Genomic DNA, 21,887 nt, shown 5'->3' with positions numbered 1-21,887 from the left:
CTCGAGAAGAGGGGGCGGCGGTTCTGTATTGTGGCGATCCACTATGTCCGTGTCTGGATGTCATGGAATGGCTTCAACTCAATTTACCTGTTGGAACTTAGCTGGATGGACCGTTATCAAAGCCAACGATATCAACTAGCTCACTCGCTTTTGCGCGTTGAGCAGCAATCTCGTTGAGAGAAACTTCATCAGCTTTGAAGGAACCCCAGGAGGCAACCAGTTCAGATGGTGCGATGCCTGGCTCTACTGGATACTCGAAGTTCTGTGCAGCATAGATAGCCTGCGCTTCATCAGAAGCGAGGAATTCCATCAGCTTTACAGCGTTGTCTTTGTTCGGAGCATTTTTCGCCAGAACCATGCCGGAGATGTTCACGTGAGTGCCACGACCTTCGGTGTTCGGGAAGAGAATGCGAACTGACGCTGCCCAATCCTTCTGTTCAGGATCTTTCTCGTTGGTTTGCATTTTGCCCATGTAATAGGTGTTGCCCAATGAGATGTCGCATTCGCCAGCGAAGATGGACTTAACCTGTGCACGGTCATTGCCTGTTGGCTTACGAGCCAGGTTGTCACGAACAGCCTCCAGCCACTTCTGTGTCTCAGCTTCACCCTTGTGAGCAATCATGGAAGCAATCAGACCGATGGAATAAACGTGTTGACCAGAGCGGGTGCAAAGGCGGCCTTTCCATTTAGGATCAGCAAGCTCTTCATAGGTGATGCTGTCTTGAGCAACACGATCTTTGGAAGCATAGATGACACGGGCGCGAGTTGTCAGACCGAACCAGTGGCCTTCAGAGTCGCGCAAGTTTGCTGGAATGTTGCCATTGATGACGTCGCTAACGACTGGCTGGGTTACACCGAGGTCTTTAGCACCCTGCAAACGGCCAATGTCTACAGAAAGAAGAACGTCAGCTGGAGAGTTCTTGCCCTCAGCCTTCATACGCTCACCAAGACCTTTCTTAGCGAAAACAACGTTTGCTTTGACGCCGGTCTCAGCAGTGAATGCATCGAGAAGTGGTTTGATCAATTCTGGCTGGCGGTAAGAATAGATATTCACTTCGCCTTCTGCCTGAGCTGATGCGACCATACCGGTTGTACCAAGTGCAAAACCAGCTGCTGTTAGCCCAATTCCCTTAAACAACGACTTCATCGGAACATCTCCTGAGTGATCTTGTACGCGTCTGCAAACGCTTGTCATTTGCCGTTATATCGGAAACTTGACTTTCTCTGTCAACTAATAAACTTCGTGAAAACAATGAGATAGAACTATTCTAAACTGTAAAATTCAGCTTTTAAGGTGCTATCCATCTGCAATTGCGAATGATTTTCAATTGCGGCTCATGTCAGCCTCAAGGAAAAGTTTACTGAAAAACTCAGAGTTGTTGAAAACAAACGGGTCTGGGGAGAGTGCAGTACCGGCGTTCATACGCAGAAACGATTCCAATTTTAAGGAGTCGGAGTGTCTCCTTGCAGCACTCGTGCCATCCAGATGCGGTTCATGTTTTGCCCGCAGAGGATGAAAGAAGCTTTTTTGTCTTGCAGGTTGGCACGCTCTTTTGAAAGACCTGCCAGACCAGCAGCAGCGGCACCTTCGCACGCATTGTGTGTTGTGCGATAGAGCAGGCGGATTGCTTCTGCAATCTCATCCTCGCTGACACGAATAATGCGCTCAGCGCCTGATCTGATTAAGGCAAAAGCTTCCCGGGCAGGCCCTCGCACACAAATCCCTTCAGCAAAGGTATTGGCTGACGACGTGAGTGTATATTCACCAGCTTCAATAGAGCGTGCGCACCCGTCCGCCTTTTCCGCGACCACGCCGATGATCTTCGTCTTCAGGCCAAAGAGGTCACGCACAGAAATTAGTCCGCATATGCCAGTGCCTAAACCAACAGGCACATAGATGGCATCCAGATCCTTAATCGCACGGAAGATCTCAAGCGCGTAAGTCGCGGCTCCAAGAACAAGATCATAATCAAAGCCGGGGGAGAGCACCTGCTTAGAATCCTCGGCCATCTGGCAGGCGAATGTATGGGCCTCCTCAAAGTCTTTGCCGTGCTCAATCAAAAATGCGCCGTAGCTTTGGATAGCCGCTGTCGTTTCTTTGGAAGTGCCTTGAGGAACAACAATCGCTGCGCGCTGGTGCAGCATTTTGGCTGCCCACGCCATGCCCAGTCCAAAGTTACCGCGTGTGGCGGCAACAAAGCTTGTAGAGCTGACATGCCGTTGTGATTGGCGTAGGAGATAAAGCAAAGCGCACCGGGCCTTAAACGATCCGGTGGGCGCATGGTTCTCGTGCTTGATGAAGACCTCGCAGCCCAAGGCGTCATTGAGCAAGGGCCAGCTGTAAAGCGCTGTCGGGGCCATATGGCGCCGCAGTTCTTGCGAAGCATCTTCCAAAGCAGCCAGTGTGAGCATGCGAATCTCCTGCGATGGTCAGGCCACCACAGGAGCGCGTTATTCGGCGAGAACTCGCTGAGGTGGGAAAGTGACTTCAGCCAGCGTACCTTCATCCTCTTCAGAATTTATTGAAAACGAAGCACGGTTCGCTTCCACAAGGGCTTTGGTTAATGGAAGACCAAGACCAGACCCTTCTGTTGAAGAAGAGGCATTAAGGCGGCGGAACGGTTGAAGCGCAGCTTCCAGATCAGCCTTCGACATGCCGTGGCCAGTATCCCGAACGCGCAAGTGCACTTCACCACTCGGATCAAGCACAAGCGAGATGATTACCTGACCGCCGGATCGGTTGAACTTGATGGCGTTGGATAGCAGGTTCAATGTGATCTGGCGCAGTGTTTTCGGATCCGCCACAATCTTAGGAACAGACAGAGGTGTACTGGCACGAATAATAACGCGTTGATCATTCGCCTGAGGCTGCAGCAGTGCCACGCACTCATTGATTACATCGGCCGCAGAAACAGCTTCAAACGCCAGATCCATCTTGCCAGCTTCAATCCTGGCTAGATCAAGCAGGTCGTTGATCAGCGTCAGCATATGGGAGCAGGAGCGATGGATATCGCGGGCGTACTCTTTGTAACGCACATTCCCAAGCTCACCAAAGCGCTCTTCCTGCATCACTTCTGAGAACCCGATCACCGCATTGAGCGGCGTGCGGATTTCATGGCTGATTTTAGTCAGATACTCAGACTTGTGAGTGTTGGCTTTCTCCGCCTTGTACCGGGCACTCACCAACTCTTCTTCAGCTCGTTTGAACTGCGTTATATCGCGCAACACAGCACAGAAAAGTTGCTCGTTTGCGTGGCTGACACGCCCCATGCTTAGGAAGGTTGGGAAGATATCGCCGTCCAGTGTTTGGCAAATGACTTCACGCCCGTCATTGAGCACACTGGAAACGCCATTGGCGACCAATCCATCCAGATAATCCAGCGCTGCAATGTGGCTCTCATCCGCAAGGAATGTCGTAAATGGAGCACCTAGAAGGTCATCTTCGCCGGCATTAAACAGGGCTTCAGCAGAGTGATTTGCACTGCGGATGATGCCGCGCTGATCCATCACCAGCACGCCGTCTGTCGCAGTTGCGAGAACGGATTCCAGCTCTTCAATGCGCGTGTGCAGATGTTTGATCTGAGTTTCGGAGCCAGTTGCAGCCTGAACGTGAGCCGAAGCTGCAGGGGCATCTGCTTCACCCTGTATCTTCTCCACCACAGAGATCATGAGCGCTTGCGCACCATTCCAAGGCACAGCATGCATACGCGCATCAACGGAAAGCACACCACCTTCTGCGAGCCGAACGTGTACGATACGGTCTACAGTTTGAGAGCTTGGAGTAGGGCACTCTTCAGGTTCTGCGAAGATTGCCTCAAGGCCTCCTGCTTCATTCAATCCTTCAAAGCGCTCGTAACCAAGCAGCTCAAGCAGAGTGTCGTTTGCATAAACAACATCGCGGTCGCGAACAACGGCGACCCCAATCGGAAGGCGATCCAGAAGGCGCGGATCGATTGGCGCTACAATCGGCTTGTCAGGAATACGTCCTGTCTTTTCGCGAGCGCGTTCTGCAGCTTCTTCAATATCTGGTGGAACGCGTGGCAGAACCACATGGGTTACATTATCCTGCTTTGGCTCAGCTGCAACGGTTTCATCACGTGCCGCAGGTTCAGCGGGCAGCGGAATAATGTTGTCAGTTTTCGTTGCTGTTGCAGGCTTTGGTTCTTCGTGGAACTCAGTCTCCACCACATCAGTTTCAGCTACCGCGAGAGCTGCTGTCTCTTCGGGTGTAGCAGGAACTGTTTTTGCGGTTTCAGCTTGTGCCGGAACAGCAGCTTGCTCATCTTTCTTCTCGGCACCCAATGCCCGCGCAATCTTGTCGAAGGCATCTCGCTCTGGTTTGGAAAGTCCAACACTCTCTCTTGGAACAGGATGCTTATCTACCAGCCGAACAATGCTGTTGGTCAATTCTGCAAGGCTGCGTGGACCAGTTCTGACTTTCTTTTGCGGTGCGTCTGGCAAGTTTGCAATAGCACGCTCAAAGTCGTCTTTGCTGGTTGGCTCAGGAACTGATGGAGCAGCGCTCACCTGTTCTGCAGTCTCTGGAGGAGCTTCCTCAGCCTCAGTAAGATCTTCTTCAAAAGCCTGCAAATCAGTTTCAGCCGTCACGTGCTCAGGACCTTCCGAAGCAGGAGCAGTCTGGTCAACTATTTCAGGCTCAGAAACTTCCTCAGGTTGCGCTTCGACCTCAACAGGAGCTGCAATTTCAAGAGGGTCTGTCGGATCGCGAAGGACGTCAGCATCCGTCAGCTGAAGGAACCCCTCATTCTCCTCAACAGCAATTGCTTCTTCGTCATGAAGAAAGTGCAATCCATTTTCATCTGGCTGTGTGTCTGACGCAGGTAGATCCGGTTCTGGTGGGAGGTTGATTTCAGCATCAGCAGCGTCGTCTGCTTCAGGCTCAAGAGCCACCGCGACTGTCACCTCTTCAACCGGATCAGCCTCGGGAGAGGTTTCCGGCTCAGGATGTTCGGCACTCTCAACTACTTCCTGCTCTTCTTCCTCTGCATCCTCGCTGAAATCAACGATCAACTCTGGAATCTCAGGTTCACTCTGTAAGAAACCTGGCGCCGTAATGCCATCAACCAGTGGTGTCTCAACAATTTCCGTTACCTGATGTGTCTCAGTCTCGGAAAGTGCTTCGATTGGTGCGACGTCTCCCTGCACAAATCGTTCTGGCTGATCGTGCTCAAGCGTCAGCCCAACATCAGGCTCACTGACAGGAGTTTCTGTTTTTGCCAGTTCAGAGGTAGCTTCAGTGTCTTCGCTTTCCTCTTTTAGCGCGGCACGCAACTTGGTCAGAACTGTAAGCGGATCAACAGGTTCATCGGATTTCTTTGCATCGACGCTGCGGATAACCCCAAATCCGCGCAAGCCATCATACTCGCCTGATTTTGTTTCTACCGGTTGAGCAGATAAATCGAGAGGAACAACTTTGTTGGAATTACAGGCAGGCCAAAGCAGTGTCGCACCGCTGACGGCACGCTGTTTTTTGATCGCCTTTGAAATTGCCGGGACCTTACCAATCCTCAGCTTTTTGCGGACAGCATCGAACGGGAGGCCGATCAAAGCGGCATCCTGTGGGCCTAATAGCTCGGCGAACTCCTTCGAGAAGCTACGAAAGCAGCCGTTTCGGTCCAGCTCCCAAGTGAAGCGGATCGGCCGTTGTCGGCGTTTGAAGACAAAGTCAGCCACGAGCTCGGTCCCTACTCTGAAGGTTTCCCAAGAAGGGGTTGGTTGAGAAACGCAATCTACTCTCTTTCACAGGCACCCAGACGCAAAATTGGCGGTGCTATCAAATGATATCCGGTTTGAAACGGGCATGTAAGCGACTTCAGCGGTTTTGCTGTAAGCTTACTAAAGAAACCTGCCTCAATTTATCAGGGGTACATTTTTCCAATTATAGCCCCACCCTACTTTATCTGTAAGCTTTGAAAAACCAGAGCCTGCCATTTATGGTAACCCACCCACCGGCAATTTCAAAAGCTAAATCCTGATAAAGGCTTAGAGTTTAACAAATGAGCGCCGAACTTCGCATCTGTCAATTCCAATAGATACAAGCCGCCCAATTATTCACCCCACAATTCCTGTATACTTAAAGTACCGTAAACTGCAGTGCTCGTCTAAGCTCCTATTTTCTTTCCCTATGGTTAAGTATAGCATTGCCACATCAGAGTAAACGAGTTGCAAATAGGGGAGGGAATAGGCCCTTTCCACAATGCGAATGAAACCTTAATCAACAATGGTGGAGGCTTGAGCATGGCAGATACAAAAGTTCCTTTTGAAGTTTCGGATCAAATGCGTGAATTTGCTGATCGAAGCATTGATCAGGCACGTAAGGCTTTTGATAATTTCATGGATGCAACCGAAAATGCGGTTAGCAGCATGGAAGATGCATCGAGCACAATGCATGTGGATTCCTCAGATATGCATCGTCAGGCCCTTTCATTTGCCGAGCAAAATGTGAATTCCGCTTTTGAATTAGCGCAGCGCATGTTTCAGGCGCGCGATATGGAAGAGCTTGTGGGCTTGCAGCAAGAGTACTTGCACAAGCAGATGGAGCAAAGTGGAGCACAAATGCGAGAGATGGGTGAGAAAGCCTCCCGCGCTGTAAAGGATGCAGCAAAAAAAGCAGGAGACTTCTGAGGAGCCTTGGTTTTAAGGGGGCTGATTCCTGCCCAAACAACGGCGGAATGAGGCGTATCAGCGCCTCGTTCGAGGTATGCCATTAAAACCCAACGCTGCAAACTCGCGATTTGCACCACCAGAATAAAAAAGTTTTCTTCTTCGTTTCAGCAGCTTAAGCGCAATCGATATTGTTGCGCTGCAAAATAATGTTGCAATGCACAAAATAGCTCCTATATTAATCTCAAGTTGACCTAAGGGGAGACGGTTCTCTCCCCCTTGATCCTTTATGTTTCTCCCAAGACGATAAGGAGCAATCCAAATGACTACTGCGAAAATTGATACTGCTAAATCCGAGAAGAAAACTGAACAGGCTGCTCCAAAAGCTGCCAAATCTGTAGAGAATGAGGTGTTTGCAATGAACAAGATGGAAGTGCCTGCATTTATCCAGGAAATGACCGAAAAGAGCGTTGATCAAGCGCGTGAAGGTTATGCCAAAGTGAAGTCTGCTTCTGAAGAAGCATCTGCAATGCTTGAAGAGACCATGGAAGTGACACGTGACAGCTTCATGGAAATCAATCTGAAAGCTGTCGATGCAGCGAAAGACAATTCCGAAGCTGCATTCTCTCACATTCGCGACATGTTCGGTGTGAAGAGCTTGTCTGAAGCAATCGAGCTTCAGTCTTCTTACAGCCGCAAACAGTATGATGCGATGAGCCAACAGGTGAGAGAGATGCAGGAAACTGCAACGAAACTTGCGACCACGATGTCTCAGCCTGCAAAAGAAGCTTTCGATAAATCTATGAAAGACATGAAGCTGGCATAATTCCGGCTAAATTTTTTCGAGAACGTACATATCCTCCCGATTGGATTGCATAGCAATTTGCAACTCATGCGGGAGGATTTTGCGTTTAAGCCTCTGAAAAACAGAGTGAAACCACCTAGTTGCAGTGTGTGACTAGCGATTTTTTATCAGTGTTGTGGACTTTTTTCATTTTGATGTTTCAAGGGACTTGCCAACCTTAAAAATTCTACCTATGTTCCGCGCCACTGGCAAGCAGACGTAGCTCAGTTGGTTAGAGCGTCGGATTGTGGCTCCGAAGGTCGGTGGTTCGAATCCACTCGTCTGTACCATCTCTTCTTAAGGCTCCTTAGTGAGATAGTTGAGATCATCTGCTTCGCCAGTTCTTTTCCTTATTTACTTGAAAAGACTGGATTATTCCTCAGGTATCTGCTTGGGAATAAGAATGGCGTTTGCATTCCTTTCAATAACTTCCCCAAGCCAGAACGCGCAATCGGATTGCTCAAAGAGATCCTCATAGGTTGCCTCGATGTTCGCACCCTGCAGGACATTGAAGTTTGATGGGTTGCCGATTTTCGGCCAGCTCCACAATTTCCAGCCTTTGGATGGTCCCTCTGTGGGGGTCTTTGCAAATTGCGCCCAAAGCGCGTTCATCTTCACAGCAAGGTCTTTGTCTTCTTGTGTCGCATCCGGCGGCATAGTGTTGAATACGAATGGCAATTCCGAAGCGTGACAGGCGTTGTTCCACTGGTTGTGTGGGCCGCAAGCATTATTCACCTTCGGGTTTGTTGGCGGTTTCTCCATATTCTCGACAGATGTCTGCGCGAAGAAATAGAGCCACGTGTTATCGCTCGGCTTTTCCCGCTCGATATTGGCGGACATAGTAGGGCAGGTGAGCACTGAATTCCCAATCAGGTTGGAAAGAGCCGTGGCCGGTGTCTTCGGGCGCAAGCCATATGCAGCAGGAGTTTGTGCGCCATACCCAGCGCGGCCCACAATCAGCATCGGGTTTTCGTAATCCCGACCCAAAATCCCGTTGAAAGTTACGGCGTTTAGCTTCCCGGTCGCGTCAATAAAGTTCGCGAACAGAACGCCTTCGTTCTTGTTAAACCCCAACATCAGAGGCTTTTCATTACCCTTTTCCATCTGCACATTGGGCTGCTCTTTAAGGAAACTGCCATCGATGATGGGGGAAAAGGCTATGCTGCCAGGCAGGGCACTCAGGAACACGCCTTTTTTGAAGAGCGTATCCTGAAGCAAGGCCTGAGCCAGAAGAATTTGTCGCGTGTTCGCTTTTTCCAGATCATCAAGCTGTGCTGTTAACGCACATTCATCTGAGTCTGGATTGCGAATGACAGCTCTCAGGCATTTTAGATAGAAATAGAAGAGGTCACGCCCTTCCTCTTTATTGCGATACTTATAGGCAGATGCGCTGCTTTGCATGATGCCAGCGCGGAATAGATCCTTAGAGCTATCAGCGCTGAACATATGCAGGCCAACAGCCATCGCGCCGGAACTCACACCAAAGATCGTGACCTGCTCAGGATCTCCGCCAAATGATGAAATATGCTTCTGCACCCACTTCAGTGCAGTCTGCTGATCCTGCAAGCCGTAATTGCCACCGTTGGAAGGCTCTTGTCCGGTGATCCCGTCAGTCGCCAGAGTGCCAAGAATGCCAAGGCGAAAGTTGACTGTCACGAGCACAATGTTCTGATCAGCAGCAAACGACTTGCCAGAATAAAGCTCGATGATCTCTTTATCGGCAGCGTGATAGGCCTTGTCTGCTCCTCCAGCCATAAAACCACCACCATGGAAAAACACCATGACAGGCAGTTTGCTGAGGTTCTTGATAGCATCAGCCGGTGCCCAGATATTCATATAAAGGCAGTCTTCTTCACCGCGCAGCTGATCTTTTGGATTCCAGATCGGCTGAGGGCAACGAGCTCCGTATTGCAATGCCTCGTAGCCGTTGGGCTCATACTCATCAAACACACTGGAGGGTTGCCACCGCGTCGCTTGCCCATACTGCACGCCCTTGAACACGCTGAGAAGTTGGCTTCCAGCATCATCAGCCTTCCCGCAAAGGATTTTCTTGTTGCTGAGAGTGATGCAGGGCTGCTCAGGCGGTGCTGGCTGGTCAGGGGCAAAAAGCAGCTGGTCATCTGCGTTTGGGCTTTGCGCAAATGACCACGTCATGCTGAGAATGCTGAATGCAAGGACAAGCACCGTTTTCATGGAACCCCACCTTCTTGTTTGTTTTTGGGCTTCCCTTAGTCTTCATCTTTTAGGAAAAAACGGGGTTAAACAGCATGCTTTAAATTGCCTTGCGGAAATTGTGGCAAATTTTTGAGTGTCAAAAGGCTTTGTTTAATTCAGTGATGATTTGTGTGACTACCATCACAAACCAATAAAAATGGCTGTTTTCAGCGACAAATCCGGTGGAATTCAAGGACACTGTCTCATTGGGCACTTGTATTAGGCGCCCAGTGGCTTTTGATAGGGTTAATGTTCGATAGGGGGCAGATTCATTGTGATTCATCTGACCCTCAAAAATTACGATGTGAGAATTTTAAATGAAAAAACTGATGCACGCCGCGTTTGCTATTGTTCTCGGCCTTTCCGTTGCAGCATGTACAACAACCAATCCATACACGGGTGAGTCCCGCGTTTCCAAAACGGCAGGCGGTGCAGGCCTTGGTGCAGCCACTGGCGCAATCATCGGCGCAATCGCTGGCGGTAAAAGCGCTCGCGTTGAAGGCGCGCTCGTTGGTGCTGCTGCTGGTGGCCTGATCGGTGGTGGTATCGGTAACTACATGGACCGTCAGGAAGCACAGCTTCGTCAGCAGCTCCAGTCCTCTGGCGTTTCCGTAACTCGTAACGGCAACCAGATCGTACTGAACATGCCAAACGATGTGACCTTCGCTGTTGGTCAGGCAACTCTGTCCTCCCGCGCAATGCAGGTCCTCAACAGTGTTTCTCTTGTTGCGAAAGAATTCCCGCAGACACGTCTGAACGTTTACGGCCACACCGACAACACTGGGTCCGCTCAGTTCAACCTACAGCTTTCTCAGCGTCGCGCAGACTCCGTCAGCAACTACCTGTATAATCAGGGTGTAAACGGTGCACGCATCTCCGCAGCAGGTTACGGCCTGACCAGCCCGATCGCGTCCAACGCAACCGAAGCTGGCCGCGCGCAGAACCGCCGTGTAGAGATCATCCTGTCTCCACTGAACTAATCTTTCAGACAGGCAAAAGTTTTAGAACGCGGTCCCTTACTGGGGCCGCGTTTTTTGTTAGTCTCCCACCGTCAATAGGGGAGGCTTGCACATGACACAGGAAAATCTGGCTGCATCACATTTCCAGAATGCTGGAGAGAGCTACGCAAAGTACCGCCCAACCTATCCTGCAGAGCTTGTTGAGTTTTTGGCTTCACAATGCCAGCAGCACAATCTGGCTTTGGATGTTGGCTGCGGGAATGGTCAACTCAGTGGCATGATTGCCAAACATTTCAGGAAGGTGCTTGCCGCAGATATCAGCGCCTCACAAATTGAAAACGCAGCACCCGTTCCAAACATTTGCTTTGCAGTAGAACCGGCAGAGCACTGCTCAGCTGAAGATACGTCCCTTAATCTGATTGTCGCTGCACAGGCTGCGCATTGGTTTGATCTGGCAAGTTTTTATAAGGAAGTCAGGCGTGTTGGTGCGCCAGGGTGTGTGCTCGCACTCGTCAGCTATGGTGTTCTCTCCATCAATCATGCCGAATGCAATACCCGTTTTCGCCAGTTCTATTACGATGAAACCGGCCTTTATTGGCCACCAGAGCGCCAGCACGTCGACAGCGGATACGCCAGTTTTGAGTTCCCGTTTCAGGAGCTGGAGTATCCGGAGATGTCTATTGAACGGGATTGGGCGCTGGAGCAGTTCCTCGGCTACGTGCGCACGTGGTCCTCTGTCAAAGCAGCGGCAAAGGCTGGCAAGCAAAGCCTGATGGAAAGCTTTGCAAAAGAGTTGACCAGCCTTTGGGGAGATCCTCAGCAACTCCGCAAGATCAGTTGGCCCATCGCAATGCGGCTGGGCCGTCTCTGAGCAACAACTGCTTTATAGGCTGCTAGGCCATCGTGTGTGTAGGTCGTCAATCTTGAACTCATGCACGTGGCTCTTGCCTACCTTGTCGACGCCCTTTGACCAATGAGGATCATTGTCTGGCAGGTCCTCGTGGGAATGTCGCAACTTCTTTGCATCCTTGCTCGGCCACAGCAGCATTGCAGCGAAAACGCTGATCCACGCCAGTACCGCCATGAAAAGAAAGCTGATCGGTATGCCCAGACGAGCACCAACCCAGCCAGCCATTGGATAGCCAATCAGCCAGCATACATGGCTGAGCGCAAACTGGCTTGCAAACACCGACGGAAGATCTCCACCTCTCGCAGAGCGTCGTAAAACCCGGCCTGAGGGTGTTTGTGCAGCAGAATAACCAAGGCCCATCAGGAACCAGAGCGGCAACAATTGCGTAAAGCTGCTCAACATAAACCCGAAGCTGAGGCAGACGGCCATGACACTGGCGCCCAAGATCATGACGCTTCTGTCTTTAAAACGCTCCAGAACTTTAGGAAGGCTGAGTGCTGTAATCATGGAGCCTGCGCCAAAACAAGCTAGAGCAATGGCAACATCATCAGCTTGCAGGCCAAACGTGCCTTGTACAATCACCACCGTATTCACAATCACCATGGACCCGCCAGCTGCGACAGCCAGATAAACAGCAAGCATTCCGCGCAGGCGAGGGGTGCTGAGATAGATACGAGTGCCTTGCGTCATGCGTTTGACTGTGCGCTGGTTCTCAACAGGTTTGAGCTTTGGCAAGGTGACGGAAACGACAAGAGCTGCAGAGGCGAGGAAACCGATCACCGTGCCACCAAATAACCCATGAAAGTTGATCACCAGCAGCAAGCCAGCCGCAATCGTCGGGCTGAGCAGGTTCTCAAGATCATAAGCAAGGCGGCTCAATGACAAAGCGTTGGTGTAGTCTTTCTCTTCTGGCAACACGTCAGGAATAACCGCTTGAAATGCGGGCGTGAAAGCTGCGGAAGCGGACTGCAGCACAAAAATAAGTAGATAGATCTGCCAGATCTCAGTCACAAACGGCAGCGCAAGAGCAACCGCTGCACGGATGAGATCCAGCCCCACCAGCACAGCACGTCGCGGCAACCGTTGAACAAACGCAGCTGCAATCGGGGCCAGCCCAACATAGGCAATCATCTTGATCGCAAAGGCAGTTCCAAGCACTGAACCGGCGTCTTCTCCGGCGATGTTAAACGCAAGAAGACTCAGGGCGACAGTGGCAAGACCAGTACCAAACAAGGCAATGACTTGAGCAAGAAACAGGTGGCGATAGGTTCGGTTCGCGAGTACAGACAGCACGCGGAAACTCCTTTGGCTTCTTGTTTTCTTGAGTTGACTATATCCCCCTAGAGGTAACGGGAGATTGCTTTGAACTCTTCAATCGTTTGCTCGGAATTTGCATCCGGATTGTTGACTGTGTCATCAAGGCAATGATCGAGATGATCGTAGATCAGGGTCTTCTTTGCCTGCATGACAGCCTTCTCAACTGCATGAAGTTGCTGAGCTATTTCCACACATGGGCGACCATCTTCAATCATCCCAATAATGGATTTGAGGTGCCCGTCAGCGCGTTTTAAGCGATTAACAATTCCCGGATGGGACTGGTGTGTGTGCTTTTCAGTCATGTCTCACTATTATCCCCCCTAGGGGGATATTGCAAGCCGACTGAGTTTAACAAATGTGCAGTTAAATCATTTGAATAACCCTTCGTGGTATCGTCCTCGGCAAACGGGTGGCAGCAGGGTGGCCTGAAGACCTGAGGAAACGAGGGCTTGCTCACCAACGCAGAATGCTGAAACTGAGTTTGATTGATGGATATGCACTGCCAACAAGGCGTGCCAGGAGAATGACGTGCCGGATAATTTTGTTTTTGCAGTGGACACGGATGGCGGTGTTGACGACGCCATCGCACTCATGATGCTCATCGGCTCAGGCAAGAAGATAGACTTCATCACGACTACATTCGGCAATGTCGATCTGGAGCAGGCAACAAAGAACATTCTGGACACGCTCGCCATCTGCAATGCAGACATTCCCGTCCATAAAGGCGCCTCTGATCCAATTTCCGGCGAGCGTATTGATGCTGTTTATGTTCATGGGCCAGACGGGTTAGGCGGTGTGGAACGCCCTCAACACCTCCTGAGGCATTCAGGTGAGACAGCACACAATGCTCTCCGGGATGTTCTGCGCAAAGCTGCGCTGGGTGGGCCAAAGCTTCAGATCTTGACCATTGGACCACTCACAAATCTGGCAGAAGTCTTGCGCGAGGAGCCGGATCTGGTCGAAGGAGTTGATCGCATCTGGTCTATGGGTGGAACCTGCCACGGACGCGGCAACGTTACGCCTGCCGCTGAATTCAACATCCTCTGCGATCCGGAAGCGGCAAAAGCAGTGTTTTCGCAGGCGATCAACACAACGCTCATTCCATGGGAACCAAGCCTCCATGATGCCCTCCCGGGGGATGTGGTCGATGGTATATTTGAACGTTTGGGGGACACGATACCAGCCAAGTTTGCAGAGCATATGTGTACGTTTATGCGAGAGCGTGGCAAGACGTGGTACCACGAAGACCTTCTCATCCTGCCTGATCCATTGGCCGCTGCTGCCCTGTTGGACTCTGAGGTCATAGCCCGAACCATTGTTTGCGGCGTACTCGTTGAAACAGGTGGAGAGTTTGCCCGCGGTGCGACTATTCTGGATCACGAGGGTAAAACGCAGGCACCTATTATCGGCATCATGGAGCGGGCAGACCGCCCTAAAGTGGAACGTATATTGGAAGGAACACTGGCAGCGCTTGCCTCGCGCCACCAGTGAAAACAATTAGAGAAGCAAGGACCATGCAGTTGCTGCAAGCATCGCGATAGCCATAGCTATTGTAATGCCGCGCATCAAAACGCCTTCGCCAATCACCTTAAGAATTGAAACCCCAACCATTGCCCACACACTGTGAGAGATCATTCCGCCGATCAAGAAACCAGCTGTCAGGATGGCAGCATTCTCATAAAGCCCCATACCATTGGCCGCGAAGAAGCTGGTAAATGCCACCAGGCTCATTGCCCAAGTTTTGGGGCTAAGTGGGTGAATGAGCAAACCTTCCCAAAATGTCGGCAAGCTAACTTCGCCTTTTGGCTTGATGTTCAACTGCACAATGCGCCAGGCCAGATAGGTCATGTAGGCCATGGAGGCAAACTTGAATGCGTTGACCATCAGTCCCCCACGAGCCATCAACTGTCCCAGTCCGAAAGCCACACAGAGGTTGAGCAGAAGGCTGCCCAGCTCTGCCGCAATGATAACCGGAAAAGCAGTGCGATAACCCGCGCTGGCACCAATCGCCATGAAGGTGAGGTTTCCCGGCCCCGGAGTGCCGGTCATAATGGCTACAAAAATCGCGAATGCGCTGAGTGTTGCCCAATCCATATTGTTATTCCAGTCAATTGATACAATCTACACGATGTGCTAAATTATTGTATCGATCGTATCTATCAACCTCTTTATTGTTATGAATACAATGTGGAAGCCTGACCCAAACAAACTCACAAGTCCAAAATACCTAAGTATTGCAATGGCTTTGGAGCAAGACATTCAAACTGGCCGCCTTGTGGAAGGTGACAAGCTTCCGCCTCAACGCGAGCTTGCCTATCAGCTCGGCGTAACGCTTGGTACAATCACGCGGGCTTATGCCGAGGCTGAGCGCAGAAAGCTGGTGCGGGGAGAAACGGGCAGGGGTACATTCGTTGCCAAGACCGCCAATGTGCATTCACCGCTGATGCTGATGCCCAACACCGAAGGCATTCAGAGCTATGATTTAGCTCGCAATTTAGGCCTCGCTCACCTGAACCCAGATCTGGGGCAAATGCTCAGGGAATTGAGCGATGATCCTCTGGTCAACTCCCTGAACGAATATGGCCCGTCTGAGGGAACGTTCTATCATAGGGAGATAGGCGCTCAGTTTCTCTCAGAGTTTTATGGCGCTCCGGCAAATGCCAGCCAGACACTGGTTACATGCGGGGCGCAACACGGCATTCAGATCGCCATGTTGGCTATGTTCAACCGAGGCGATGCCATTGCAGTAGACGAGATGATCTATCCGCCCATTCTGTCTGTTCTCCCGGCTCTGGGCCTGCAAATTGTACCTATCGAAGCTGAACGGGATGAGAACGGGCATATGGGGTCTATGTCTGGTGAGGCGCTGGAGGATGCTTGCACCAAACATGATATCCGCGGCGTCTTTCTGATACCGAACGCACAAAATCCGACAACTCATACATTGAGTAACGGCGAGCGCCAGCGACTGGCAACTGTGATTGAAAAGCACAACCTCACTGTCATTGAGGACGATCCCTATACGCCCTTCATTTCCAGCAAGCAGAAGAGCTTTCTGGAGCTGGTGCCCGAGAACACTGTCCTGGTTGGCTCCCCGTCCAAAGTCATGTCAGCCGGGTTGCGCACCGGCTATATTCATGTTCCGGGCAATGTCAAAACGGCTTTTGCCAACGCCATCGGCGAAAGCACATGGATGGCGGCTCCGCTCAATGTAGAGATCGTGTCCAGATGGATTACAGGTGGGGAACTGCAAGAAACACTGCAAAGAAAACGAGAAGTTCTCAGACAGCGCTATCAGTACATAAAAGAGGTGTTTCCGGACAACACGCTGCAAGGCGGCGAGGAGAAACTCTTCACATGGCTGCAACTCCCCCAACAGCAAAGTGCGGAGCTGGTGGCGCAAGCGGCTCTTTTGAGAGGCGTGGAAGTGCTGTCACATCGCAATTTTCAGGCTATGCCGCGCACAGACATCAACGCATTGCGGGTCAGCCCGTCAACGATTGCGCATCATAAGCACTTTGAAGAAGCGATATCTCTTCTGAAAGCATCAATCGAACATCTGGAAGAGATACAAGCCCCAAGGCCAATGGTGGGGTAAAGCATAAAAAAGCCCCTGCCAGTATTCAGGCAGGGGCTAATATCTGACCTAAGCCAGCATACTAAGCAAATCTTAGTATGGGCAAGCCATGTCGCTCATGTAGTCATGAACGGTGATTTTGCCGGAAATGATGTCTGCGCGAGCTGCTTCAACAGCTGCTTTCATTTCTTCGCTAACCAGTGGAGCGTTGTTTTCGTCCATTGCATAGCCAACACCGTCTTCAGCAAGACCAAGAGACTGGATGCCGGTTGTGAAGTTGCCTTCTTTTGCATCCATGAATGCATTTGCAACAGCTACGTCAACGCGCTTAACCATGGAGGTCAGCACTTTGCCTGGAGCCAGGTGGTTCTGGTTGGAGTCAACGCCGATGAACTTCTTGTCTTCATCAACAGCTGCCTGAAGAACACCAAGGCCGGTACCGCCAGCAGCAGCAAAGATTACGTCTGCGCCACGTGCGAAGTGAGACTTAGCAAGCTCACCACCTTTAACCGGATCGTTCCATGCAGCTGGAGTAGTACCAGTCATGTTTGCGAAGACTTCACCGTCTTTGTTGGTGGTTAGTGCGCCCTGCTTGTAACCACAGGAGAACTTGGAGATCAGCGGAATGTCCATGCCGCCCACAAAGCCAACCTTGCCGGTCTCGGATGCGAGCATTGCCATCATACCAACAAGGTAAGAACCTTCCTGCTCTTTAAAGACAACAGAACGTACGTTTGGCAGATCTACAACAGAGTCGATGATAGCAAAGCTGACATCTGGGAATTCTTTAGCAACTTTTTCAACTGGAGCAGCCTGCGCAAAGCCCATCGCTACGATTGGGTTCATGCCACGACGAGCGAAGTTGCGAAGAGCTTGCTCACGCTGGGAAGCGTTGGAGATCTCAAATTCGCGATACTCGATACCGGTCTCAGCCTTGAAAGCCTCAGCACCATTATAGGCAGCTTCGTTGAATGACTTGTCGAATTTGCCGCCCATGTCAAAGATAACTGCAGGCTTAAAGTCCGCTGCCATAGCAGTTGTGCTCATTGCTGCTGCCAATACTGCAGTTGCAGCGATGGTTTTGATGGATTTCATACCCATTCCTCCGTTATATCCCAATGGGAAACCTTTACGTTGCCCTGTCCCCAAGTCCGTCTTCACCACTAAATCCCAACCTGGAGACTCACCTCATTGAGGTGAACGTCTAAGTGCATAACTTCCCCTGCGTAAGTCCAGCTAAGTGTTAGCTTGTCCTTAATTATGCGCCTATAGGTTGTCCAAAACGATCAGGCATGTTGAAAACAGTTATGTGTACGGCCTTTAGTTGGACACATGCCGGTGTTAGGATCAAGGTTAAAATGCGAATAAATATATTAGGACTGCAAAAATTTTCAGTTATCCGCCAATTTGGCTACTTTTATTCGTTAGAACGATCAAAATTGCTTAGTGAACATGCAGGAGTTTGGGGTGTTCGAATCATTTATTGACAAGGTTAAGTTCAAAACCAGAAAAGCCGGGCTATTACTTGGCGCTGGTCTGGTTTTGCTAGGCGTGTCTTCTGCTCAAGCTGCAACCTGTGGCGATACAGGGGCGGGCTTTGACCGCTGGTTGGCGTCCTATAAAAAGACACTCCAGTCTCAGGGCATTTCAAAGGCAACTTTGAACAGATCCTTGAATGGCATAACCTATAACCGCAAGGTGATTGGGTATGACCGGAACCAGAAATCTTTCAAACTCAGCTTCGACGAGTTTTACAAGCTCCGCGTCAACAATGCGCTCATTAATAAGGGCCGCAAGTTGATGAAAAAGCACGATCGGCTTTTCAATCGCATCGAGAACGAATTTGGCGTTCCGCGTGAGATCATCACCGCCATCTGGGGTCTTGAGACTGGCTATGGTCGTGGCATAGGCAACATGAGCACCATACGCTCTTTAGCAACGTTGGCTTATGATTGCCGCCGTGCTGATTTCTTCCGCAACGAGCTCTATCATGCGCTGCTCATCGTCCAGAAGGGCGACTTGAAGCCGAGCGAAATGAAGGGAGCTTGGGCAGGTGAGTTGGGTCAGACTCAGTTCCTCGCATCTTCCTACATCAAGTTCGCGATTGATTACAGCGGCGATGGCAAACGGGATCTGCTGTACAACACCTCAGATACTTTGGCTTCCACCGCGCACTTCCTCATGTCTTACGGCTGGCGACCGGGTCAACCTTGGGGACCGGGCACACCTAACTATGAGGTGATCCGCTCTTGGAACCGTGCTGGCGTATATGTCAAAACAATCCAGATCATGGCTGAAAAACTAAGCAAGTAATCCAGCCAGAGAAATAGAAAAAAGGCCGCTGAGTTCTCCTCTCAGCGGCCTTTTTTGTTTAATCGTTTTTCGGTATACGTAAATAGTAATCGTCAGGCAGCTCGCGTTCAACCAACGCAGCAAAGAATTTGTTTCCAACCTCAATGAGACCAATTTGCTCCATAGGGGCTAAGCTATCATCTTTTACGACATTAGGGCCAAATACGATGGAAAGGTTTGAGGGTTGCATTTTGTTAACATCTGCTTTGTTCGCGATCATCGCAGAAAACTTTACTGTGTCTTGCACCATTTCTGGTAACCCATTCAGCGCAGGCAGATTTTCGAGGACTGGATCATAACTTTTCACGAAGTCCAACACCTTCGCTAACTCAGTGTCACTCATGTTATCTCTGAGGTTCTGCTTAAACGCACCCGCCAGCTCGTGCTCTACTTTGCCATGCACGTTGTTATCAAAGTCCTGGGACGTCCTGTTCGCAATCAGCTTGTTGATCTCGTTTTTGCTGCCATTTACGCGGGTTAGACCAACGGTCAACAACTGCTCTGGGTTCTGTTTAAAATATTCAATAATGCTCTTGTTCTGTGCTTCGGCTTCATGCTTATGCCTTACAGCGAAATCAATGCCAGTTGTAATCTGCTCGGCCGTTAGGCTGTGGGCTTTGCCATCGGTGTAACCGCAAGCTGTGCAGGCGTGTTTGTAAGCTTGATCACCAAGCTCCTTGCCAAACTTATCTTGCAGTGCAGTGCGGAATGCGCCCTGATCCTGAGCTTTGGCAGTGCCTTCAGAAGAGCTCAGTTTGTGCCAGGAAACAAGCTTCCCAGCAAGTGTGGAACTGGCCTCACGGGTTTGCAGATCGCCGCCGTCTGTAACAGTCAGCTTCTGGTTCAGGTTACCGCTAATAGCAGCGCTTTCGGCTGCGCTTTGAAAATGTGAAAGGCTAATATTGGTCATACTCTCATACCCAAAGTTTCAAAAGAAGACTCGGCTGCAACACTGGCAGAATGTTGCCAGTCCATTTGAAGAGGAGCAGTGCTGTTCAATCGCTCATGCCAGGCAGCAGAGGTGCTAATGAACAGGTCCAGCTTTTCTTGCAGCGTGAAGGAAGATTTGTCGGTAATGCTAACCACTTGAGACAGGTTGATATGGTCTGTCGCCGGATCAAGGTTGAAGCTCATGCCGTGTCCGTGTGTGAGAACACAGTTCGTCTGCATCAGGGCCTTCATCTTCTCCTGATCATCGCAAGGCTGCGTACACAACACTGCATTAAACAAGAGCGTCTGCGTCTCATCGCGCCACTGAACAGTCATGAAGAGTTCTTGCTCCAGTCCAAGCAAGAGCGTGTTGTCTTCATCCAAACACAGTCCATCAAGCCCAATCCTTCGCCCGATCTCGTTGAAGAGTTCATCCAGTAGTTGACGCATTGCTATCTCGACTTTTCTGAAGCAGACGAATCTTTCTGCTTAAATATTTCCTGCTGTTAAGATCAGACTAGTATTCCTCTTGCAGCTATTCTGTTCTTTTCAGCACTCAAATGTGTTGCTACGCGTTTATACGAAGTCATTCTGAAGTAAGGTGTTTGTGCCCTCAGTAAGCCAGAAGGCAGCCGTTGAAACGGCATCGATCAGGCGCTCAGGAACTGTGTCCTCCTGCACGTCAGAGAGGCACCAGCGCTCGCAATAAAGTGCCTGCATCTTGTCTTCATCAATGGCCAGACGTCCGGCTGCGGTCGATGTGCCAAGACAGTTGGCAGCAAGCATTGCTTTCAGGATGTGGGGTTGGTTGATGTCCAGACCCGGCAGATAGAAACTGAATTCCAGATTGTTGCCGTCAATGCGGCTCAAGACACCAGAAAAGCTGTCCTCAAAAAGCAGGTCCACATGCCCGGCTTCGTCAAACTTCAACTCCGGCAGACCAAGCGTCTCGCGAATAACTGGGACGATACGGTCCACATGATGCATCGTGCATCCCCTCAATTACGTTGCTTGAGAGGAAGCTAGCGAGTTGCCAACATCTGAGATGTGCTGAAAGGAACATTAGGGTGGGGGAATGCAAATAAAACAAACTGCAGACGTGATCTGAATTGGATCGCTACTACAAATAACAAAGGCCCCGAAGGTGCTTCGGAGCCTTATCTATGGATCTATTTTAACTGAACAGGCAAACCGGAAAACAAGGAGTGTCTGCTTGTCTGGCGGAATGGTTTAGCTGTTCAGGGCTTCAAAGAGCGGCGGTTCTTCGTCCAGCCCCATCAAACGGCGTGCAGCAGTCAGGGTATTGCTCATCAGCATTGCGATGGTCATAGGCCCGACACCACGCGGAACCGGGGTGATTGCAGCTGTGTGACCGAGTGCTTCATCAAACGCCACATCGCCCACCAGACGGGTTTTGCCTTCGCCCTTTTCAGGCGCTGGAATGCGGTTGATGCCCACGTCAATGACAGTCGCGCCCGGCTTCAACCAGTCGCCCTTGATCATCTGCGGACGTCCCACGGCAGCAATAACAATATCTGCAGAACGAACCACATCAGGAAGATCTTTGGTGCGGGAGTGAGCAATCGTCACCGTGCAGTGCTCTTGCAACAGCAGCTGAGCAATCGGCTTGCCAACAATGTTGGAGCGCCCGACGATCACAGCGGTTTTGCCGGAAAGATTATCGCCAAGCGCTTTCTTTGCCAGCAACACGCTGCCAGCAGGGGTGCATGGTACAAGCGCACGGTCTGTATTGCCGCTGCCCAGCAGGCCAACATTGATCGGGTGGAAACCGTCGACGTCTTTCTCAGGCTTAATGAGATCGAGGACCTTATTTTCACTGATGTGCTTTGGCAAAGGCAACTGAACCAGAATACCGTGAATGGTGTCATCTTCGTTCAGTGATGTCACAAGAGTCAGAAGCTCTTCCTCATTCACATCAGCTGATAGCGTGTGTGTGACGGAGTTGAAACCACATGCTTTTGCGGTTCGGCCCTTGTTGCGTACATAAACCTGACTGGCAGGGTCTTCACCCACAATCACAACAGCCAAACCCGGCTTAATACCTGTCTCAGATTCAAGGCGTGCAGCACGTGCAGCAATCTCGTCGGTGACAGATGCAGCAATGGCTTTGCCGTCGATAATAAGAGCCTCACTCATGGC

At 50.7% G+C, this 21,887-nt stretch carries 19 protein-coding genes and 1 tRNA gene; 8 read left to right on the top strand and 12 right to left on the bottom strand.

Going from position 1 to position 21,887, the window contains the following annotated elements:
- Nucleotides 1-97: 97 nt before the first annotated feature.
- The 3 genes from PsAD5_RS01270 to PsAD5_RS01260 form a co-directional block, all read right to left on the bottom strand.
- Nucleotides 98-1,147, bottom strand: a complete 1,050-nt coding sequence (locus PsAD5_RS01270; protein ID WP_063290778.1) for a Fe(3+) ABC transporter substrate-binding protein — start codon at nt 1,145-1,147, stop codon at nt 98-100.
- Nucleotides 1,148-1,443: 296 nt separating this feature from the next.
- Nucleotides 1,444-2,412, bottom strand: a complete 969-nt coding sequence (locus tag PsAD5_RS01265) for a threonine dehydratase (protein ID WP_063290777.1) — start codon at nt 2,410-2,412, stop codon at nt 1,444-1,446.
- Nucleotides 2,413-2,451: 39 nt separating this feature from the next.
- Nucleotides 2,452-5,694 carry an ATP-binding protein gene (locus PsAD5_RS01260; RefSeq protein ID WP_063290776.1) on the bottom strand — a complete coding sequence of 1,081 codons (3,243 nt, stop codon included), beginning with the start codon at nt 5,692-5,694 and terminating at the stop codon, nt 2,452-2,454.
- A gap of 564 nt (nt 5,695-6,258) precedes the next feature.
- On the opposite strand from PsAD5_RS01260, the gene PsAD5_RS01255 reads away from it, so the two are divergent.
- The 3 genes from PsAD5_RS01255 (at nt 6,259) to PsAD5_RS01245 (ending at nt 7,758) form a co-directional block, all read left to right on the top strand.
- The gene (locus tag PsAD5_RS01255) at nt 6,259-6,645 is read left to right on the top strand and encodes a phasin family protein (protein WP_063286892.1); all 387 of its coding nucleotides are present in this window, start codon (nt 6,259-6,261) and stop codon (nt 6,643-6,645) included.
- Between the two features lie 301 nt (nt 6,646-6,946).
- Nucleotides 6,947-7,450, top strand: coding sequence for a phasin (locus tag PsAD5_RS01250; RefSeq protein ID WP_057464801.1), 504 nt, complete (start codon nt 6,947-6,949; stop codon nt 7,448-7,450).
- A gap of 231 nt (nt 7,451-7,681) precedes the next feature.
- Nucleotides 7,682-7,758 (top strand) — tRNA-His (locus tag PsAD5_RS01245).
- Between the two features lie 82 nt (nt 7,759-7,840).
- Here PsAD5_RS01245 and PsAD5_RS01240 read toward each other — a convergent pair.
- Nucleotides 7,841-9,661: a carboxylesterase family protein gene (locus tag PsAD5_RS01240; protein ID WP_063290775.1), complete on the bottom strand. Its 1,821-nt coding sequence runs from the start codon at nt 9,659-9,661 to the stop codon at nt 7,841-7,843.
- 338 nt (nt 9,662-9,999) lie between these two features.
- Here PsAD5_RS01240 and PsAD5_RS01235 point away from each other — a divergent pair, with 338 nt between their 5' ends.
- Nucleotides 10,000-10,662, top strand: coding sequence for an OmpA family protein (locus tag PsAD5_RS01235; protein ID WP_063290774.1), 663 nt, complete (start codon nt 10,000-10,002; stop codon nt 10,660-10,662).
- Between the two features lie 91 nt (nt 10,663-10,753).
- On the top strand, nt 10,754-11,512 hold the full coding sequence (locus PsAD5_RS01230; RefSeq protein WP_063290773.1) for a class I SAM-dependent methyltransferase: 759 nt from the start codon (nt 10,754-10,756) through the stop codon (nt 11,510-11,512).
- A 12-nt stretch (nt 11,513-11,524) separates the two neighbouring features.
- Here the strand turns inward: PsAD5_RS01230 and PsAD5_RS01225 are convergent, their stop codons facing one another.
- Both PsAD5_RS01225 and PsAD5_RS01220 read right to left on the bottom strand, forming a co-directional pair.
- Complete coding sequence (locus PsAD5_RS01225) at nt 11,525-12,844, bottom strand: MFS transporter (protein ID WP_063290772.1); 1,320 nt, start codon at nt 12,842-12,844, stop codon at nt 11,525-11,527.
- Between the two features lie 47 nt (nt 12,845-12,891).
- Entirely contained in the window at nt 12,892-13,170 is a 279-nt protein-coding gene (locus PsAD5_RS01220) for a metal-sensing transcriptional repressor (protein WP_063286897.1), read from the bottom strand.
- Between the two features lie 226 nt (nt 13,171-13,396).
- Here PsAD5_RS01220 and PsAD5_RS01215 point away from each other — a divergent pair, with 226 nt between their 5' ends.
- Nucleotides 13,397-14,359: a nucleoside hydrolase gene (locus tag PsAD5_RS01215; RefSeq protein ID WP_063286898.1), complete on the top strand. Its 963-nt coding sequence runs from the start codon at nt 13,397-13,399 to the stop codon at nt 14,357-14,359.
- A 6-nt stretch (nt 14,360-14,365) separates the two neighbouring features.
- Here PsAD5_RS01215 and PsAD5_RS01210 read toward each other — a convergent pair whose 3' ends face one another.
- Nucleotides 14,366-14,962: a LysE family translocator gene (locus tag PsAD5_RS01210; protein WP_063286899.1), complete on the bottom strand. Its 597-nt coding sequence runs from the start codon at nt 14,960-14,962 to the stop codon at nt 14,366-14,368.
- A gap of 82 nt (nt 14,963-15,044) precedes the next feature.
- Between PsAD5_RS01210 and PsAD5_RS01205 the strand changes: the two genes are divergently transcribed.
- Entirely contained in the window at nt 15,045-16,466 is a 1,422-nt protein-coding gene (locus tag PsAD5_RS01205; RefSeq protein WP_342585830.1) for an aminotransferase-like domain-containing protein, read from the top strand.
- 72 nt (nt 16,467-16,538) lie between these two features.
- Here the strand turns inward: PsAD5_RS01205 and PsAD5_RS01200 are convergent, their stop codons facing one another.
- Entirely contained in the window at nt 16,539-17,540 is a 1,002-nt protein-coding gene (locus PsAD5_RS01200) for a BMP family lipoprotein (protein WP_057464795.1), read from the bottom strand.
- A 372-nt stretch (nt 17,541-17,912) separates the two neighbouring features.
- Here PsAD5_RS01200 and PsAD5_RS01195 point away from each other — a divergent pair, with 372 nt between their 5' ends.
- Complete coding sequence (locus PsAD5_RS01195) at nt 17,913-18,758, top strand: lytic murein transglycosylase (protein ID WP_244271721.1); 846 nt, start codon at nt 17,913-17,915, stop codon at nt 18,756-18,758.
- Nucleotides 18,759-18,816: 58 nt separating this feature from the next.
- Here PsAD5_RS01195 and PsAD5_RS01190 read toward each other — a convergent pair whose 3' ends face one another.
- The 4 genes from PsAD5_RS01190 to PsAD5_RS01175 all read right to left on the bottom strand — a co-directional run bounded on the left by PsAD5_RS01190 (nt 18,817) and on the right by PsAD5_RS01175 (nt 21,884).
- Nucleotides 18,817-19,707, bottom strand: coding sequence for a Rho GTPase-activating protein (locus PsAD5_RS01190; protein WP_063290770.1), 891 nt, complete (start codon nt 19,705-19,707; stop codon nt 18,817-18,819).
- Nucleotides 19,704-20,177, bottom strand: coding sequence for a type III secretion system chaperone (locus tag PsAD5_RS01185; protein ID WP_063286902.1), 474 nt, complete (start codon nt 20,175-20,177; stop codon nt 19,704-19,706). The genes PsAD5_RS01190 and PsAD5_RS01185 overlap by 4 nt, the downstream gene beginning before the upstream one ends.
- Nucleotides 20,178-20,303: 126 nt before the next feature.
- Entirely contained in the window at nt 20,304-20,714 is a 411-nt protein-coding gene (locus PsAD5_RS01180) for a type III secretion system chaperone (protein WP_063290769.1), read from the bottom strand.
- A gap of 243 nt (nt 20,715-20,957) precedes the next feature.
- A complete protein-coding gene (locus PsAD5_RS01175; RefSeq protein ID WP_063286904.1) occupies nt 20,958-21,884 on the bottom strand; it encodes a bifunctional methylenetetrahydrofolate dehydrogenase/methenyltetrahydrofolate cyclohydrolase in 927 nt (308 codons plus the stop codon).
- Nucleotides 21,885-21,887: the final 3 nt, after the last annotated feature.

The sequence above is a fragment of the Pseudovibrio sp. Ad5 genome, from assembly GCF_001623095.1.
Classification (GTDB): Bacteria; Pseudomonadota; Alphaproteobacteria; order Rhizobiales; family Stappiaceae; genus Pseudovibrio.
The sequence above is the reverse complement of the archived record's forward strand: the minus strand, read 5'-3'. Positions and strand labels throughout refer to the sequence as shown.

Excerpts from the sequence above, each read along its gene's own strand:
- PsAD5_RS01270 (WP_063290778.1), bottom strand. The coding sequence starts at position 1,147 with ATGAAGTCGTTGTTTAAGGGAATTGGGCTAACAGCAGCTGGTTTTGCA.
- PsAD5_RS01265 (WP_063290777.1), bottom strand. The coding sequence starts at position 2,412 with ATGCTCACACTGGCTGCTTTGGAAGATGCTTCGCAAGAACTGCGGCGC.
- PsAD5_RS01255 (WP_063286892.1), top strand. The coding sequence starts at position 6,259 with ATGGCAGATACAAAAGTTCCTTTTGAAGTTTCGGATCAAATGCGTGAA.
- PsAD5_RS01250 (WP_057464801.1), top strand. The coding sequence starts at position 6,947 with ATGACTACTGCGAAAATTGATACTGCTAAATCCGAGAAGAAAACTGAA.
- PsAD5_RS01240 (WP_063290775.1), bottom strand. The coding sequence starts at position 9,661 with ATGAAAACGGTGCTTGTCCTTGCATTCAGCATTCTCAGCATGACGTGG.
- PsAD5_RS01235 (WP_063290774.1), top strand. The coding sequence starts at position 10,000 with ATGAAAAAACTGATGCACGCCGCGTTTGCTATTGTTCTCGGCCTTTCC.
- PsAD5_RS01230 (WP_063290773.1), top strand. The coding sequence starts at position 10,754 with ATGACACAGGAAAATCTGGCTGCATCACATTTCCAGAATGCTGGAGAG.
- PsAD5_RS01220 (WP_063286897.1), bottom strand. The coding sequence starts at position 13,170 with ATGACTGAAAAGCACACACACCAGTCCCATCCGGGAATTGTTAATCGC.
- PsAD5_RS01210 (WP_063286899.1), bottom strand. The coding sequence starts at position 14,962 with ATGGATTGGGCAACACTCAGCGCATTCGCGATTTTTGTAGCCATTATG.
- PsAD5_RS01205 (WP_342585830.1), top strand. The coding sequence starts at position 15,045 with ATGAATACAATGTGGAAGCCTGACCCAAACAAACTCACAAGTCCAAAA.
- PsAD5_RS01200 (WP_057464795.1), bottom strand. The coding sequence starts at position 17,540 with ATGAAATCCATCAAAACCATCGCTGCAACTGCAGTATTGGCAGCAGCA.
- PsAD5_RS01190 (WP_063290770.1), bottom strand. The coding sequence starts at position 19,707 with ATGACCAATATTAGCCTTTCACATTTTCAAAGCGCAGCCGAAAGCGCT.
- PsAD5_RS01185 (WP_063286902.1), bottom strand. The coding sequence starts at position 20,177 with ATGCGTCAACTACTGGATGAACTCTTCAACGAGATCGGGCGAAGGATT.
- PsAD5_RS01180 (WP_063290769.1), bottom strand. The coding sequence starts at position 20,714 with ATGCATCATGTGGACCGTATCGTCCCAGTTATTCGCGAGACGCTTGGT.
- PsAD5_RS01175 (WP_063286904.1), bottom strand. The coding sequence starts at position 21,884 with ATGAGTGAGGCTCTTATTATCGACGGCAAAGCCATTGCTGCATCTGTC.